Below are 15,791 nucleotides of genomic sequence, written 5' to 3'. Positions count from 1 at the left end.
CATCTTTCCCGGCAAGTTGCAGCAGTCCCCGAGCGTCGTATAATACGCAGGCCTCGCCAAACGCCATTTTTTCGCATGATTGTTTAAGCAAGGCGGCGCAGAAGCATTACCGCGACGAAATATCCGCCACTGTCAACGCCATTAGGAACGCCAGATTAATGAGCCATCACGACCACGAATACATAAAGGCCGCAAGACGCACTATAGAAATGGAGATTCAGGCAGTCCAGGCGCTAAGCAGCCGGATTGACGATGCGTTTGTTAAGGCTTGCGACCTGATGCTGAACTGTAAAGGACGCGTGGTGGTTACCGGGATGGGTAAGTCAGGCCATATAGGTAACAAAATTGCCGCCACCCTCGCGTCCACAGGTACACCGTCGTTTTTTCTACACCCCGGTGAAGCCAGCCACGGCGACCTCGGCATGGTCACCCCCGATGACGTTGTATTAGCGATATCCAACTCAGGCAACACGGCAGAAATTGTCACCATACTCCCCCTTTTGAAAAGAATGGGAGTTCCATTAATCAGCATGACCGGCAAACCGGACTCTACTCTTTCTGAAATCGCAGAGGCGAATATCGACGCCAGCGTTGCCACAGAGGCCTGTCCTCTTGGACTCGCACCCACCTCCAGCACCACAGTTTGCCTGGTGTTGGGTGATGCCTTGGCGATAGCGCTGCTAGAAGCGCGCGGTTTTACAGCGGAGGACTTTGCATTCTCTCACCCTGGCGGCGCTCTGGGCCGCAGACTATTACTGAGAATTTCCGACATCATGCATTCTGGCGACGCCATCCCGGTAGTTAAAAGTGGAGCATCCTTGAGTGAGTCGCTCCTGCAAATGTCACAGAAAGGCCTGGGCATGACTTGTATCGTCGACGCAGACGACAAGCTTCTCGGCGTGTTTACTGACGGCGATTTGCGCCGCACTCTAGATAAAAACATCGATATTCGGAGCTGCACCATTGATACGGTTATGACGGCAAACTGCAAGACTGTCACCAAAGACATGCTTGCCGCAGAAGCCCTGGGCTTGATGCAGGAGAAAAAGATCAACGCCCTGCCTGTCGTTAATGCTGACAATAAAGTGATTGGGGCCTTCAATACACAAGACATGCTACGCGCAGGAGTCATTTAATGTCGCCGTCTTTGACCGAGCAACAGACCCAAGCCTTACAACAGATTAAACTCTTAGCGCTGGATGTAGACGGCGTTCTGACAGACGGAACGCTTTATTTCGGCGAATCTGGCGAGCAGTTCAAACCCTTCTCCATACTTGACGGACTCGGCGTCAAGCTGTTGCAAAAAGCTGGAGTAACCGTCGCCATTATCACCGGCCGCAAGTCCGCCATGGTCGCAAAGAGAGCCGGCGACCTGGGCATTTTAGAGTTACTACAAGGCCGCGAAGACAAACTTGTCGGGCTCAATGAGATTCGAGAAAAGCTTGGTTTAGAGCTGAATGAATGCGCCTATGTCGGCGACGACCTTCCTGATCTGGCGGCCATTCGCAGTTGCGGATTTGGCGTTACTGTGCCTAACAGTCACTGGTTTGTTCGCCAGCACGCCACCTACTGCACCTCAGCCCAGGGCGGCAAAGGCGCGGTCAGAGAGGTGTGCGATATGATTCTGGCGGCGAAAGGCCTGCTCCACACCTCCTTGGAAGCCTACCTGTAACTTCATGACAGAACTCTTCAGACAATACAGCAAATGGCTCTACGCGGCTTTGGCGGCGTTTCTGGTTATTTATCTGGTCGCTTATCAGGACGAAGCAAGCGTCCCGTTCTTCGAGGAAGAACCGCTCCTGAAAGACGAACCTGACGCATTTGTCATCAACGCGGTTTACACCACCTACAACAAAGAGGGCGCACTCACCAGCCGCCTGCAAAGCCAACTGGCGAAGCACTATCCCGATACAGACACCGGCGTACTGACGCGCCCCAATCTGGAGATCTTCCAGCAAGGGGAGAAAAGCTGGCATGTGGAGTCTCAGGAAGGCGAACTGCTGATCAAGCAGGACACCCTGAAACTGCGTGGAGACGTGGAAGTAAATGGAGCCTCCAACGACGGCGCGCCGATTCTCATGCAAACGCAAGCGCTCGACTACAACAACAAGTCACGCTTTATCAGCACCGATCAACCCGTTAAGATAACTTCAAATATCAATCAGTTAACCGCTGTCGGAATGGAGGCGGACATTGATAAAAAGCTTATTGTATTACTTTCTCAGGTAACCGGCGTTTATGCACAACCCAAGTAAACTATTCACCGCGGCGCTGTTATTGGGCCTTATTTTCGCCCCGCTTAGCCATGCATTGGACCTTCTTAACGGCAGTGACGAACCGGTGCGCATCAAAGCGGGACGCTGGGAGAGAGACGGCCAGAAAGGCATCGACACCTATATCGGCAATGTCGTTATTACCCAGGGCAAATCCAGCATCGAGGCGGACAAAGTCATTTTATACACCGACGACAATGGCATCAGCCGCTTCCAGGCGACCGGCAAACCCGCTCATTTAGTGCAGTTTGACCAAGAAAAACAAACTGAAACTCACGCTTACGCAGAAAACATGGACTATGACCGCAGCCAGAGTAAAGTCGTTATGCGTAACCATGCACGCATTCTTCAGGACAACAGCTCAGTGGAAGGCGAAGAAATTATTTATTTCACAGACAAGCGTTTAGTCACGGCAAAGGGAGCCTCATCGGGCAATCAAACCGAGCAGGTTGAAATTATCTATCATCCGCCCAAATCTAATAAACAATGAGCACTCTCACCGCCAGAAACCTGGCCAAAGCCTACAAAAAACGCCCCGTAGTAAAAGATGTGTCCGTTGAAATTCGCAGCGGCGAAATCGTGGGCCTCCTCGGCCCTAACGGCGCCGGGAAGACTACCTGCTTCTACATGGTGGTAGGACTCATCCCCAGCGACAAAGGCAGCGTATTTATTGACGAAACGGAAATTACCGGTTTGCCTATGCACGGGAGAGCGCGCAAGGGCATTGGCTATCTGCCGCAGGAAGCTTCGGTCTTCAGAAAGCTGTCCGTAGAGGACAACATCTACGCCATCCTTGAGACCAGAGCGGATCTGAGCCGCAAGGAACGTAAGCTTAAGATGGAAGAGCTGCTGCAGGAGTTTCACATCACCCATATTCGCAAAAGCCTTGGCATGAGTCTCTCGGGGGGCGAGCGTCGACGCGTGGAAATCGCTCGTGCGCTGGCTACGGAGCCAAAGTTTGTCTTATTGGATGAACCTTTCGCCGGGGTGGATCCTATTTCCGTCAATGATATCAAGCAGATTATTGAGCATCTCAAAAAGCGCGGCATCGGCGTTTTAATTACAGACCATAATGTGCGCGAGACCTTGGATATTTGTGAACGCGCCTATATTGTCAGTGAAGGATTTATTATCGCAAGCGGCGCCCCAAGTGATATCCTTGCCAACCCAAAGGTTAGAGAGGTCTATCTGGGTGACCAGTTCAAACTTTAGTTTAACCGGCGGCCTCCATCCAAGATGGACCCCAAGGCTCAAGAGCTTAGGATTAAAGCACCTAATAACTATGAAAAACTCACAAGATCTGTGCCTGAATCGGTGGTAAGCATCAGATGGTTATGAAAACTTCATTGCAGTTAAAGCTGGGTCAACAGCTGACCATGACCCCGCAACTGCAACAAGCAATAAAACTTTTGCAGCTTTCAACACTGGATTTACAGCAGGAGATTCAACAAGCGCTTGAGTCCAACCCCATGCTGGAAGTGTCTGAAGAAGACGAATCTCCCAACCACGTTCAGAACGATACGATCAGCGACATGCTCGCTAACAACTCCAGCAAGGAGCGAACGCAAGAGTCGGGCATGGATGAAGGAGGATTCGCTGAAGAGGACAACTGGTCCGATTCCATTCCGAACGACCTCCCCGTCGATACCGCCTGGGATGATGTCTTCCAGAGCGGATCAAGCAGCTACAGCGGCGGCGAAGATGACGAATACGACTTCGAATCCCGCAATAGCAAAGGCGAAACCCTGCAAGACCACCTTCTCTGGCAACTAAACCTTACCCCCATGTCCGACATTGACCGCATGATCGCTGTTGCGATAATTGATGCAGTCAATACTGACGGCTATCTCTCCCTCACTCCAGACGAAATTCATGGCGGACTGCAAACTGAGGGGGAAGAAGAAATTGAGCTGGACGAAGTACGCGCCGTTTTAAAACGCGTACAGCAATTCGATCCTCCTGGAGTCGCCACCTGCAACTTACAGGATTGCCTGCTAAGCCAGCTGAATCAGTTGCCTAAAGACACCCCCTGGCTCGGTCAGGCCAAGCTGGTGGTCAGCCACTATATCAATCTGCTTGGCAACCGCGACTACGCCCAGTTGATGCGCCGCAGCCGCCTGAAAGAAGACGATCTGCGGGAAGTTCTCAAACTGATTCAAAGTCTGAACCCAAGGCCGGGCGAAGGCATTCAGGAAAGCAATACCGAATACGTGGTTCCTGACGTTATCGTCAAAAAAGCCAACGGCCGCTGGCTGGTGGAGCTGAACCCTGAAATCGCTCCCAAGATCCGCATCAACCCTGGCTATGCAGGTTTGGTGAGACGCGCGGACAACAGCTCAGACAACACTTATTTACGCGACCAGTTACAGGAAGCACGCTGGTTTATCAAAAGCTTGCAAAGCCGTAATGAAACTCTGTTGAAAGTCGCTTCACAAATCGTCGAACATCAGCAAGGATTCCTTGAGTACGGCGAAGAGGCGATGAAGCCACTGGTGCTGCACGATATTGCGGAGGCGGTGGAGATGCATGAGTCGACGATTTCCCGAGTGACCACCCAGAAATACATGCACACTCCTCGCGGCGTATTTGAGCTGAAGTACTTTTTCTCCAGCCATGTCAGCACAGACACGGGTGGCGAGTGTTCTTCGACCGCTATTAGAGCTATTATCAAGAAGTTAGTCGCGGCGGAATCACCGAAGAAACCATTGAGCGACAGCAAAATTGCTGCGCTGCTTGGCGACCAGGGCATCAACGTCGCCCGTCGCACGATCGCAAATTACCGGGAGGCGCTTTCCATTCCGCCTTCCAATGAACGTAAGCGGTTAATTTAAAAGGAGGAATGCAGGCATAAGACTTAAATCAAATAGTCACAAATTGGATGTGCTAGTATTTTTCATGGAAGTGCAAAATTCATAATGCACCGTATATTGGCATTAGGAGCAAAGTATGCAAATGAACATCACCGGACATCAAGTCGAGTTAACTGAAGCACTGAAAGACTACGTTAACAACAAGTTCGACAAGCTCGAACGACACTTCGACAGTATCAGTAATGTCCAAGTTACGCTCTCCATTCAAAAACAGCGTCAGATTGCGGAAGCAACCATGCACATAAGCGGCGCTGACCTGCATGCCAATGCTGAACACGAAGATATGTACGCGTCAATTGACGCACTGGTGGACAAATTAGACCGCCAGATCCTCAAACACAAAGAGAAGCACGTTGATCGGATGCACGGCGCATCCGCCAGATAACAGAACATGGCCCAAACCACACTAACTATTGAGTCAATTATCTCGCCCGCCCTCACACGCTGTGGGGTGTCGGGCTCGAGTAAGAAGCGCGTTCTCGAATATATCGCCAATCTGATTGCGCAACATTTTCCGTTTTTGGACGAGAACGCCATTTTTACCAACCTGATATGCCGTGAAAGACTCGGCAGCACTGGTATCGGCCAGGGTATCGCAATACCTCATTGCCGCCTGGAAAACTGCGACCGCATCATAGGGGCCTTGCTTACACTCAAGGACAAAATCCCTTTTGACGCCATAGACAACGAACCCGTGGACCTGCTGTTCGTTCTGATCGTGCCTCAAGAGGCCACCAGCGAACACTTGGACCTACTGAGCCAGCTGGCCCAGAAATTCAATGACCGTCGCTTCTGCGAACACCTGCGCGACTGTGACAACGACGAAACCCTGTTCAGGAGGGTGCTGGAGAAATAATCCAGCTTCGATGGAAAGAGGAAGACATGAAGCTGATTATCGTAAGTGGTCGTTCAGGCTCCGGAAAAAGTACGGCGCTCCATGTCCTGGAGGATATGGGCTATTACTGCATCGATAACCTGCCTATCGGTCTCCTCTCGCCTCTCACCCAAGAGGTGCTGGACCAGGGGAAAACCCAGAATCAGCAACTCGCCGTCAGCATAGACGCCCGCAATCTTTATAGGGACCTGTCGGATTTCCCGTCGATCTACGCCACTCTGCAGGCGCACAATATCGATGTGGAAATCATCTATCTTGACGCCAATGACGCCACCTTGATCAAACGTTTTCATGCAACGCGTCGCAAGCACCCGCTCAGCAGTAAAAGCACATCACTAAAAGAAGCCATCGCCAAAGAGAAACAGCTGCTGGAGCCGATCGCCACCCTGGCGAACCTCTATATAGACACCAGCGATCTCTCCATTTACCAGTTACGGGATCAGGTTAAGATCAGGGTTATCGGGCATAAAACCCAGGAACTGGCCCTGCTCTTCCAGTCTTTCGGCTTCAAGCATGGCGTGCCGTCGGATTCCGACATGGTATTTGACGTGCGCTGCCTTCCTAATCCTTACTGGGACACCGCGCTGCGCGGCTACAAAGGCACGGATCAGGAAATCATTGAATTCCTAAAGCAGCATCCGGAACCGGAACAGATGCTGCAGCACATCATCAGCTTTCTTGAAACCTGGATTCCGCACTTCCAGAACAGCAACCGCACCTATATGACGATCAGCATCGGCTGTACTGGCGGACAGCACCGCTCCGTCTATATCTGCGAGTGCCTGGGAGAGCATTTCAAGAAAAAATATGATAATGTCCAAGTGCGCCACAAAGAGCTGGCGCAATAAGGTTTTAACAATAAGAAGCCACTGTCGCTTAACAATTAAACCGGCCTGAATCCAACATTCAGGAAACTTCAATCTTTTATACTCATCGCGCCCCATGATCCAGGAACAAGTCACTATTATTAATAAGCTTGGCCTGCACGCCCGAGCGGCGGCCAAATTCGTGTCCACCAGCGGCCGATTCGCCAGTAAGATCAGAGTAGCCAAAGAAGGCCAGGAAGTTGACGGAAAAAGTATAATGGCGGTCATGATGCTCGCCGCCAGCAAAGGAACGCTTCTTACACTGAAAATAGAAGGTCCGGATGAAGAGGAAGCTTTTCACGCCATCAAAGCTCTGATCGAGGACTATTTCGGAGAGGGAGAGTAGCCCTATCGCTTTCGGGGCGCTTCGCCCCATCCCTTCCAGGCATGCCAAACAATACAAACCGCTTGAATAAAGTAAGACAATTCCCTGATTTTCCTTAGACTAATTTTCGTCTTAACTTACACTTTATAGTGGGCTCGCTTATACTGGCGCCACAACGGCGCAGAGCCCGTCTCTGTATTTAATCCGGCAAATTCCTCGCTGCCCGTTGCGGGCCGCCCTAAACGCGGATGTATGTCTATGCCTCAAGCGACCGAAAAAAGCACTGCCAAGGTCCGTATGCGCTCCATTGCGGAAGCGCTGGAAAGCGGTTCTTTGCAGCAGGTCGCGCGCATCCTGAACGGCGGCCTCTCCCCCAGCGACATCGCCCACTTGCTGGAATCGTCTCCGCCCAATGAACGGAAGTTACTCTGGCAGTTAGTCGATGACGAACTGGATGGCGAAGTCCTTCAGTACCTGAGCGATGAAATCCGTTCCGACTTCCTGAGTGAGATGAATGCTCAGGATGTTATCGAGATCGCCGAAGACTTCGAAGTCGACGACCTCGCCGACTTGTTACAGCAGTTGCCGGAAGCCGTCATCCAGGAAGTCCTGGAGACCATGGACGCTCAGGATCGACAACGCCTGGAAGAAGTCCTGGCCTACCCTGAGGACTCCGCCGGCGGCCTGATGAACACGGACATGATCACCGTGCGTCCGGACATTACTGTTGATGTTGTGCTTCGCTATCTGCGCAGCCACAAAAGCCTGCCTAACATGACCGACAGCTTGCTGGTTGTGAACCGAAAAGATGATTTTATCGGCGTACTCCCCGTCACCACTCTGCTGGTGTCCAGCCTCAGCTCCACCGTACGCGAAATCATGCGCACGGACGTGGAGCCAATTCCTGCGACAGTTCCCGATAAAGAAGTCGCCACGCTGTTCGAACGCCACGACTTGGTGTCAGCCCCTGTTGTCAATGACAAAGGTAAACTCGTAGGTCGTATCACTATCGATGACGTGGTTGACGTTATCCGCGAAAACGCCGACCACGAAATCTTGAGCATGGCGGGTCTGGACGAAGAAGAAGATATGTTCGCCCCCATCATGAAGACGGCTAAAAGTCGCGCTGTCTGGCTGGGGATAAACCTGATCACCGCGTTTCTCGCCTCTGCGGTCATTGGTATTTTTGAAGCAACCATTGCAAAAGTAGTCGCCTTGGCCGTGTTGATGCCCATTGTCGCAAGCATGGGCGGCATTGCAGGCAGTCAGGCGCTCACACTGGTAATTAGAGGGATGGCTACGGGCAAGGTCAGCTCAAGCAACATTCGCTGGCTGATGAACCGTGAGTTTCTGGTGGGAGCCTTCAACGGCTTACTCTGGGCTTTCGTGGTGGCGACCGCCGCTATGGTCTGGTTCAACGACGTCACCATTGGCGTTCTGATCGCCTCAGCGATGCTAATCAATCTGACCGTAGCAGCCATCGCCGGCACCGCTTTACCTCTGATACTAAAAACCCTGAAAATAGACCCCGCTCTGGCCGGAGGCGTCATCCTGACAACTGTTACGGATGTAGTGGGGTTCATGTCATTTCTGGGACTCGCCACAATCGCCTACGCCTGACTAGGCGCAAGGCGAATGCCTGTCTATTCTTATCTTACTTGAGCGCTGTGTTACCATTTTAGTTTCCGAGAGTTGATTCGAGCATTTCAATGAACCATTCACATCACGACGACGATTTCGAAGACGATTATTACGACGAAGAGGATCTGCCTCCCAGTAAATCCAGCCGCAAACGGGCGATGGAAGCGCTGCAGCAGCTAGGGAAGAGACTGACGGAACTTAAAGCAGACCAACTCAGCCAGCTTTCACTGACTGACCGCCTGCTGGATGCGATCCACACCTATAACAAAATCGGCAGCCATGAAGCCAAACGCCGCCAGCTGCAATTTATCGGCAAGTTGATGCGGGATGTGGACGAGGAGGAGCTTCGCTCATTTCTCGACAAGTTCGACCAGGGCTCCGTACAACAAGCTGCAGAGCATCATCGCCTGGAGCGCTGGCGGGAGTCCCTGATTTCAGAAGGGGATCAAGCGGTGACTGAATTTATGAATCAGTATCCGAACACCGAGGCGCAACACCTGCGTCAGCTGATCCGCGCAGCGCAAAAAGACATTACGGAAAACAAGAATCGCGGCGCCGCCAAAAAGCTGTATCGCTACTTGAAAGAAGTGGTCGACGACGCCTGATTGCAGATCGCTACTTGAGTCTGCGATGAGCGAGTACGGGCATTCTGGCCCGTACCTCCTGCAGCTCGGCCTTATTCAGTGTGGAGAGAATAACTCCCTCTCCTTCTTCCAGCCCCGCCATAACTTTGCCCCAGGGATCGATAACCATGGAATACCCGTAGGTGCGTCGGGACTCCGAATGAATTCCCCCCTGATTCGCGGCGGCTATAAACACCTGATTTTCTATCGCCCGGGCCCTCAATAGGGTTTCCCAATGCGCCTCGCCCGTCACATAGGTGAATGCGGAAGGAACCGTCACTAACTCCGCCCCCTGTTCCGCCATCGCCCGGTATAGTTCGGGAAAGCGCAAATCATAACAAATCGACAGGCCAACCCTGATCCACGGTGTATCAATCACCACCACCTTTTCACCAGGCTCAAATATGGCGGACTCACGATACGCGCCATAAGCGTCTTTCACATCCACATCAAATAGATGAATCTTATCGTAACGGGCAACCGTGGCGCCACTATCGTCGAACACCCAGCAGGCGGAGCGCACGCGCCCATCAATGGGAGCGCCGTCAGGGCGTTGCGCGCAAGGCAATGAGCCAGCAATAATCCAAACCCCGAAACGCTTCGCCAGTCCAGCGATAAATCCTCGTATAGGGCCCTCTGACTCCGCCTCCGCAGCGCCGATATCCAACGAACGCTTGCTTTCGAACAATGCAAAGTTCTCCGGCAGCAACACCAGCTGCGCGCCGCCGCCTGCCGCTTCCGCCACCCAGTGCTCCACTCGGGCCAGGTTCTGCTCTATATCACTGGTGCTGACCAACTGCACTATCGCCAGTGTGAACTCGCTCATCAATCCGCTCTCCTTCTCTGCGAAGCCGAACCGCCGCTGGTGTTATCAAAAATCTGCTGCAGGCTGACTTCAGGGTTTTCCAATGTACCTTTGATTTTATATGTGGCGCTGGTCATCCGGCTGAGCGGATCGCCCAGTAGCTTGTCGATCAGAAACAATGCGCCTCCCACCTGGGGAGCCCCCACCAAAACCGCCGCCAGCGGCAGGTTTTTCGTTACTGGCAGCACGACCACCATTTGCATATCCAGAGTGTCATCAACCAGGCTGGTCTTGCCGGTTATCTTAAATCCACTGGAAAGAGTCTGGATCGCAAGCGGGCTTTCGAAGTTCATCACGCCCTCTTCAATGCGCGCCTCCCCCTCAATCTGGTCATAGGCCAAGCCTTTACGATATAAATCGGAAAAGTCCAAACGCAAACGCCGGGTAATTGAGTCCGTGTTCAAGATGCCGAACACCCTGAAAATATTGGCCGAGTTGGACGCTTCACGAAATACGCCATTACTCATTTTGAAACTGATTTGCCCCGTCACGTCCTTCCACTGAAATTCAGTAGGGCCGCCTTGCCAAACTATGCCTGTATTGAAGCTGTAATCTTCAGCGGTCAATGGGGCTTCTTCCGCCAGATTCTCATAAAAGCGATCGAAGTTAACGCCTTTCAGATCCCCAGTGAGAATCGAAGTCTGGTGGCCGGTTTGCGGGTCCATCAGCCAACTTAGTCTTGCCGTCACCGTTACGCCGGCGAGACGCCCAAACATATTGCTGAAAACCACGCCATCTTCCCTCGGCTGTGTCACCCAGACCCAGCTTCCAAGCTGTTTCCCCCCCAGGCGTAGGTCTTCGATATCCACCTGCGCCAGAGGCACATCCGCAGGCGTCATGCGCTTTTCCACCGCCGTGGCGGCGCTATCAGAGATATACAAACGCCGAAACTTCGCAAAGGGCGGCTTGCTGGCGTCATCCTGGATAGACAACGTCCCCGTCAGCCTCTCACCGTCATCCAGCGAAACATCAAGCCCACCAGAATGACGCTGCAGCCGCACATCCACCTGACTGAACCACTCGCCAGCGACTTCCAGCTTCCCAACCTGCATCGACACGCGATTCAGCCAATCTGGCGCACTTGCTGGCGTATCCCCCATATCAGCGCCGAAGAACTCTTGCAGATAAGTGCGCCACTCTGACACCGATAACCGCGACAGTTGCCCCGACACATTGACGCCACGCGCCGGCAGCTCCAACCCTTCGGGAGCGCCATCCCCCGTGACAAACGCCAGCGCCCCCCGGCTGACCGTCCCTTCACTGACTTCAAAACGCGCTTTCAGCAGATCTTTCACTGAGACAGACCAGTTTTCACGTCTCCCCTCCGTTTCCCAGTCGCGCACGACTGACAGAGGAAAGCTATCCTGTATCGTCTTGCCGAAAGGGGCCGGAGCCCGAATGTCAGCGCCCAGCAGCTCACTGTCCAGACGCAGCCTGAAGCGGCTTTTATCAGTGTGATCAAGATCCAAAGCAAGGCGATAGGGTAGTTGGCCAGACAGCGGAACCTTCCGCTCGATCTTGAGCCAATCCAGCAGCGTAGACGTCTCTATTTTACTCGCCAGCTTTAACGCCAGCGCCTTGTGTTGTTCCGACCAGTTTGATGTCGTCACGTCCAGGTTCGCAGGTTGTCCGAATATCGCCCCTTGCATGCCTGTCGCCCGAATGCCAGCAACGGTGCTGAAGGAAAGGTTGCCCCGTAAATCCGTCAACGCCAGGTCATTGCGCTCAGACTGCAAATTCAATCCGGCCGTTTTCAACTTGAGATCGATACGAGGCGCGCCCACCCCGACTGTGTCTAACGTCAAGTCCAGCACGCCAGAACTGGCGCCGCTGACAGACCAGTCTTCCACAACCGGCGCAGTCACATTAGCGATAGGCGACTTCTTCAACCAATAATCCCAGTCGCTTTTCTGAGGCCGAATATTCGCGCTGATATGGAGCAGCGAGTCAGGACCTTCTCCGCCGTCGCGCTTCACCTTCACCGAGCGAACCCGTGTGCCGGCGATCGTCCCCTCGCCGACAATTGCGCTCAACTCGCCTCCGATAATCGCAAGACGCGCATCAAAATTTTCCAATTCAGGCCAGCCGTCTGCGTAATGCAAACGCCCGTCTTTCAAATTGAAAAACATCTGCGAGCGATGATTGGTAGCGGTCGCCAAAGGGCCCACCACACCAGAATAGAAATAGCCGCCGGTCGTCACCTGACCGCCTTTTACCGCCTGCCTCAACCAGCGATTAAGCTCCTGCGGAATGATATGTCCCGGCACCAGCAGAGAAGCTACCCGAGCGTCTGCATTCTCAACGCCGATCGCCAGCTCCAGGTTAAGCTCACGGGTTTTGTCATGAGGCAACAGTATGCTAAAAGCGCCGCTTAGTTCCGCTCGCAGCCCATTAATCTCTTTCAGCCGCAGACCGTTTCCGAAAACATAGACATAATCATCGTTCCCTCGCCATTCAACACGCCCCTCGCCGGTTGTGAATGTCCACCCTGCGTGATACAGCTCTGGAAAGCTCAGCTGCATCTCTGCTCCCTTGAAGATGACCTTGCCGCCATGATTACGCACCTGCAGAAAGCCATCGATACCCGCGCCGCCAGGCGCCCCTCCATGAGCCGCAACCCTGACCTGATCGAGTTGCGCGACCACCTCAAACTGCCCGTTCGCATCAAGGTTAAAGCCTATGTTGCGCAGCGCGCCCTCCGGCTGGTAACTGGCAAGACGCCTCGACGCATTTTCAGGCAAAACGCCAGCGGCGACGCTCAAACGCCCCAAAAGGCCCAGATTCAAATTATCCATGGCCATCCGGACCGCGCCTTCCGTATCAATATCCAGCAAAGCGCGCGCATCGCGCCAATTGTCACCCGCCCAATCCAGCCCAAGATCATAGGCGGTGACCTTCCAGCCGCCTTGTTCAGTCAGCGCCGCGTTGAATCGCGCCCTGATATTCTGCAGAGGCGCCAGGGTGGTTTGCTCATCCGCCCAGGCTAATCGGGGGATATCCAGATCCCCAGCCATATCGATGAGGCGATTGTCTTCCAGCGTCAGCCAAAGAGCCCCTGACGCTTCGATATCCGTAGCCTGTACGCCATGTTCGGAAATCAGATTTAACAGGGGATCCAACGCCTCCCCCCTACGCCAGCTCAGGTAAGCTTCGCCATTCAGCTTCCCCGAGTTAAGCAAGTCATGCGCATAACCGGAAAACAGCCCCAGATCCGCATGATCCTGCGCCCGTAAAATTCGGCCCGAGGCAGCCACGTCATTTTCCTCGACTTGAATTGTCAGCACCGGAATCAACCAACCCGCCACCTGGCTGTCGCGGTAACGCCAGTGCAAACGGATTTCTCGAAACTCCAGCACCGGCGAAGCCATATAATCCGCCAGTCGCCGCCAATCCAGGGCCCCGCCACTATTTGCTTTCTGATCTAGCCCCGGGAGTCGCCAGCCGCCGCTCAGACTTTGCTCCAGGTTAACGGAGACATCCCCGATTTCCACTCGACTCAAAGCCAGTTTCATCGAGAACAGTGATTTGACCATATCAGGCTGCACAACGAGGGAATCCAGCGTCATTGCGCTGTCGACTTTATTGGGGTCGGTTAGAGTCACGTTTTTGAGGGTAATGACGGGATCGAAGCCGTCCCAGCTTCCTTCCAGCGCCTCCATTCTGACTGTTGCGCCCAGGGAAGCGGACAGGCGTAATTCAAGATCTTCCTTGAACACAGACACGGCGTCGAAGAAGTTACGCCCGATAGAAAGGTAAGTGGCGACCAGAACCAGCAATGCGATAGCCACATACCATATCCATTGCGTGACCTTGATTAACACGGATTTTATGGTCATGACTGAATCGGGCCGCCGGCGGTATACGTCTATGCTTAATGAGTCGGCGCCGGCGACAAAAATTCAGATTCGCCGCCGGCCGGTAATATCTACGGAAAGTGTGCGCTGCAATCTATTGCAGAACAACATCAAACTGCTCCTGGGTATACATCACCTCCACCTGAAAGCGGATACGCTTGCCGATGAAAGTTTCCAGATCGGCGACGCTATCGGACTGTTCATCCAGCAACAGATCCACCACAGCTTGCGCCGCTAACACCAGATAACCCTGCGCGTCATAGGTGCGGTTAATACGCAAAATCTCACGAAAGATTTCATAGCATACGGTTTGCGCTGTTTTGACCGTACCGCGGCCGTCACAGGCGGGACAAGGCTCACACAGCATCTGCCCCAGACTTTCGGTGGTGCGCTTGCGAGTCATTTCCACCAACCCCAGCTCGCTCACGCAGCTGATTTTGGTTTTGGCGTGATCACGCTCCAGCATTTTTTCCAGCATACGCAACACTTGGCGCTTATGCTCCTCGTCCTCCATATCAATGAAGTCGATGATGATAATGCCGCCCAGGTTTCGTAACCGCAGCTGTCGCGCAATGGCGCGCGCCGCTTCCAAGTTGGTTTTAAAGATGGTTTCTTCGAGGTTGCGATGACCGACAAAGGCCCCCGTGTTGACGTCGATGGTCGTCATCGCCTCGGTCTGGTCGATAATCAGGTAGCCGCCAGACTTCAATTGCACCTTGCGACTCAACGCTTTCTGCAGTTCATCTTCAACGCTGTACAAATCAAAAATCGGCCGCTCGCCGGGATAGTACTCCAGCTTATTGCGAATCTCAGAGACGAATTCATCCACAAACTTCAGCGCCTTATGGAAGCTTTCCCTGGAATCGATACGTATTTTTTCAGTATAGGGGCGAACTAGATCGCGCAGAGTACGGATGTAGAGTGGCAGGTCTTCATATATCGGCCCGGGAGCTGGCGAAGTTTTGATCTTCTCCCGTAAAGACAACCAAAGCTTTTGCAGGAACAGGATATCGGATTTCAACTCTTCCGAACCGACGCCCTCAGCGGCCGTGCGGATGATAAAACCGGCGCCATCAGCGGAACTAGCATCTTCCGTGGTCACGCAAAGTTGGATGAGTTCCTTGAGGCGGTCACGCTCAGCGTCGTCTTCTATGCGTTGGGATATTCCGATGTGGTTGTTATCGGGCATATAAACCAGATAACGAGATGGTATTGATAACTGTGTGGTAAGACGCGCGCCCTTGGCTCCGATTGGATCTTTGGTGACTTGCACGACTAAAGACTGACCTTCCCGCAGCAAAGAGCTGATATCGGGATGCTTATTGCCGCCGTTGCGATCCTCTCCGGGGTTCACTGTGGTGACGTCCGAAGCATGAATGAAAGCCGCGCGCTCCAATCCGATATCAATAAACGCCGCTTCCATGCCAGGCAATACTCGGATGACTTTGCCTTTATAGATATTGCCGACAATGCCACGCCGCTGACTTCTTTCGATATAAACTTCCTGCAGCATGCCGTTCTCGACGACAGCGACGCGAGTTTCCACCGGAGTCACGTTGATTAAGATTTCTTCACTCAT

General features: G+C 53.1%; 15 protein-coding genes. 12 read left to right on the top strand and 3 right to left on the bottom strand.

The genetic code is table 11. The features are described from left to right. Positions 1-158 precede the first annotated feature (158 nt). From ACQYWX_RS06435 to yjgA, 12 genes are all read left to right on the top strand, one after another. Positions 159-1,136, top strand: coding sequence for a KpsF/GutQ family sugar-phosphate isomerase (locus tag ACQYWX_RS06435; RefSeq protein ID WP_431688264.1), 978 nt, complete (start codon positions 159-161; stop codon positions 1,134-1,136). Next, positions 1,136-1,672: a KdsC family phosphatase gene (locus tag ACQYWX_RS06430; protein WP_279503139.1), complete on the top strand. Its 537-nt coding sequence runs from the start codon at positions 1,136-1,138 to the stop codon at positions 1,670-1,672. The genes ACQYWX_RS06435 and ACQYWX_RS06430 overlap by 1 nt, the downstream gene beginning before the upstream one ends. A gap of 4 nt (positions 1,673-1,676) precedes the next feature. After that, positions 1,677-2,255, top strand: coding sequence for an LPS export ABC transporter periplasmic protein LptC (lptC, locus tag ACQYWX_RS06425; protein ID WP_431688263.1), 579 nt, complete (start codon positions 1,677-1,679; stop codon positions 2,253-2,255). Next, positions 2,239-2,763: a lipopolysaccharide transport periplasmic protein LptA gene (gene lptA / locus ACQYWX_RS06420; RefSeq protein WP_431688262.1), complete on the top strand. Its 525-nt coding sequence runs from the start codon at positions 2,239-2,241 to the stop codon at positions 2,761-2,763. The genes lptC and lptA overlap by 17 nt, the downstream gene beginning before the upstream one ends. Further along, a complete protein-coding gene (gene lptB, locus ACQYWX_RS06415; protein WP_127968985.1) occupies positions 2,760-3,485 on the top strand; it encodes an LPS export ABC transporter ATP-binding protein in 726 nt (241 codons plus the stop codon). The genes lptA and lptB overlap by 4 nt, the downstream gene beginning before the upstream one ends. Positions 3,486-3,607: 122 nt before the next feature. Beyond that, positions 3,608-5,104 carry an RNA polymerase factor sigma-54 gene (locus ACQYWX_RS06410; RefSeq protein ID WP_431688261.1) on the top strand — a complete coding sequence of 499 codons (1,497 nt, stop codon included), beginning with the start codon at positions 3,608-3,610 and terminating at the stop codon, positions 5,102-5,104. Positions 5,105-5,219: 115 nt separating this feature from the next. Then, a complete protein-coding gene (hpf, locus tag ACQYWX_RS06405) occupies positions 5,220-5,528 on the top strand; it encodes a ribosome hibernation-promoting factor, HPF/YfiA family (RefSeq protein ID WP_011399058.1) in 309 nt (102 codons plus the stop codon). A gap of 6 nt (positions 5,529-5,534) precedes the next feature. After that, the gene (ptsN, locus tag ACQYWX_RS06400) at positions 5,535-5,999 is read left to right on the top strand and encodes a PTS IIA-like nitrogen regulatory protein PtsN (protein WP_127968983.1); all 465 of its coding nucleotides are present in this window, start codon (positions 5,535-5,537) and stop codon (positions 5,997-5,999) included. 26 nt (positions 6,000-6,025) lie between these two features. Then, the gene (gene rapZ, locus ACQYWX_RS06395; RefSeq protein ID WP_127968982.1) at positions 6,026-6,886 is read left to right on the top strand and encodes an RNase adapter RapZ; all 861 of its coding nucleotides are present in this window, start codon (positions 6,026-6,028) and stop codon (positions 6,884-6,886) included. Positions 6,887-6,980: 94 nt separating this feature from the next. Beyond that, entirely contained in the window at positions 6,981-7,250 is a 270-nt protein-coding gene (locus tag ACQYWX_RS06390; RefSeq protein ID WP_011399061.1) for an HPr family phosphocarrier protein, read from the top strand. Positions 7,251-7,487: 237 nt separating this feature from the next. Further along, the gene (gene mgtE, locus ACQYWX_RS06385; RefSeq protein WP_279503136.1) at positions 7,488-8,849 is read left to right on the top strand and encodes a magnesium transporter; all 1,362 of its coding nucleotides are present in this window, start codon (positions 7,488-7,490) and stop codon (positions 8,847-8,849) included. A gap of 89 nt (positions 8,850-8,938) precedes the next feature. Then, a complete protein-coding gene (gene yjgA / locus ACQYWX_RS06380) occupies positions 8,939-9,475 on the top strand; it encodes a ribosome biogenesis factor YjgA (protein ID WP_216735060.1) in 537 nt (178 codons plus the stop codon). A gap of 10 nt (positions 9,476-9,485) precedes the next feature. Here yjgA and ACQYWX_RS06375 read toward each other — a convergent pair whose 3' ends face one another. The 3 genes from ACQYWX_RS06375 to rng form a co-directional block, all read right to left on the bottom strand. Then, positions 9,486-10,319, bottom strand: a complete 834-nt coding sequence (locus ACQYWX_RS06375; RefSeq protein WP_431688260.1) for a carbon-nitrogen hydrolase family protein — start codon at positions 10,317-10,319, stop codon at positions 9,486-9,488. Then, entirely contained in the window at positions 10,319-14,194 is a 3,876-nt protein-coding gene (locus tag ACQYWX_RS06370) for a YhdP family protein (protein WP_431688259.1), read from the bottom strand. Before ACQYWX_RS06370 ends, ACQYWX_RS06375 begins: the two co-directional genes overlap by 1 nt. 112 nt (positions 14,195-14,306) lie before the next feature. Further along, complete coding sequence (gene rng / locus ACQYWX_RS06365) at positions 14,307-15,791, bottom strand: ribonuclease G (RefSeq protein ID WP_216735063.1); 1,485 nt, start codon at positions 15,789-15,791, stop codon at positions 14,307-14,309.

Source organism: Hahella sp. NBU794 (assembly GCF_050749805.1).
In the GTDB taxonomy this organism is placed as follows: domain Bacteria; phylum Pseudomonadota; class Gammaproteobacteria; order Pseudomonadales; family Oleiphilaceae; genus Hahella.
This window is presented reverse-complemented; position numbering and strand designations above follow the sequence as displayed.

What these genes read in the sequence shown, in the direction of transcription:
- mgtE (WP_279503136.1), top strand. Translation starts at nt 7,488, where the DNA reads ATGCCTCAAGCGACCGAAAAAAGCACTGCCAAGGTCCGTATGCGCTCC.
- ACQYWX_RS06390 (WP_011399061.1), top strand. Translation starts at nt 6,981, where the DNA reads ATGATCCAGGAACAAGTCACTATTATTAATAAGCTTGGCCTGCACGCC.
- rng (WP_216735063.1), bottom strand. Translation starts at nt 15,791, where the DNA reads ATGAGTGAAGAAATCTTAATCAACGTGACTCCGGTGGAAACTCGCGTC.
- ACQYWX_RS06430 (WP_279503139.1), top strand. Translation starts at nt 1,136, where the DNA reads ATGTCGCCGTCTTTGACCGAGCAACAGACCCAAGCCTTACAACAGATT.
- ptsN (WP_127968983.1), top strand. Translation starts at nt 5,535, where the DNA reads ATGGCCCAAACCACACTAACTATTGAGTCAATTATCTCGCCCGCCCTC.
- lptC (WP_431688263.1), top strand. Translation starts at nt 1,677, where the DNA reads ATGACAGAACTCTTCAGACAATACAGCAAATGGCTCTACGCGGCTTTG.
- yjgA (WP_216735060.1), top strand. Translation starts at nt 8,939, where the DNA reads ATGAACCATTCACATCACGACGACGATTTCGAAGACGATTATTACGAC.
- ACQYWX_RS06370 (WP_431688259.1), bottom strand. Translation starts at nt 14,194, where the DNA reads ATGACCATAAAATCCGTGTTAATCAAGGTCACGCAATGGATATGGTAT.
- lptB (WP_127968985.1), top strand. Translation starts at nt 2,760, where the DNA reads ATGAGCACTCTCACCGCCAGAAACCTGGCCAAAGCCTACAAAAAACGC.
- rapZ (WP_127968982.1), top strand. Translation starts at nt 6,026, where the DNA reads ATGAAGCTGATTATCGTAAGTGGTCGTTCAGGCTCCGGAAAAAGTACG.
- lptA (WP_431688262.1), top strand. Translation starts at nt 2,239, where the DNA reads ATGCACAACCCAAGTAAACTATTCACCGCGGCGCTGTTATTGGGCCTT.
- hpf (WP_011399058.1), top strand. Translation starts at nt 5,220, where the DNA reads ATGCAAATGAACATCACCGGACATCAAGTCGAGTTAACTGAAGCACTG.
- ACQYWX_RS06410 (WP_431688261.1), top strand. Translation starts at nt 3,608, where the DNA reads ATGAAAACTTCATTGCAGTTAAAGCTGGGTCAACAGCTGACCATGACC.
- ACQYWX_RS06375 (WP_431688260.1), bottom strand. Translation starts at nt 10,319, where the DNA reads ATGAGCGAGTTCACACTGGCGATAGTGCAGTTGGTCAGCACCAGTGAT.
- ACQYWX_RS06435 (WP_431688264.1), top strand. Translation starts at nt 159, where the DNA reads ATGAGCCATCACGACCACGAATACATAAAGGCCGCAAGACGCACTATA.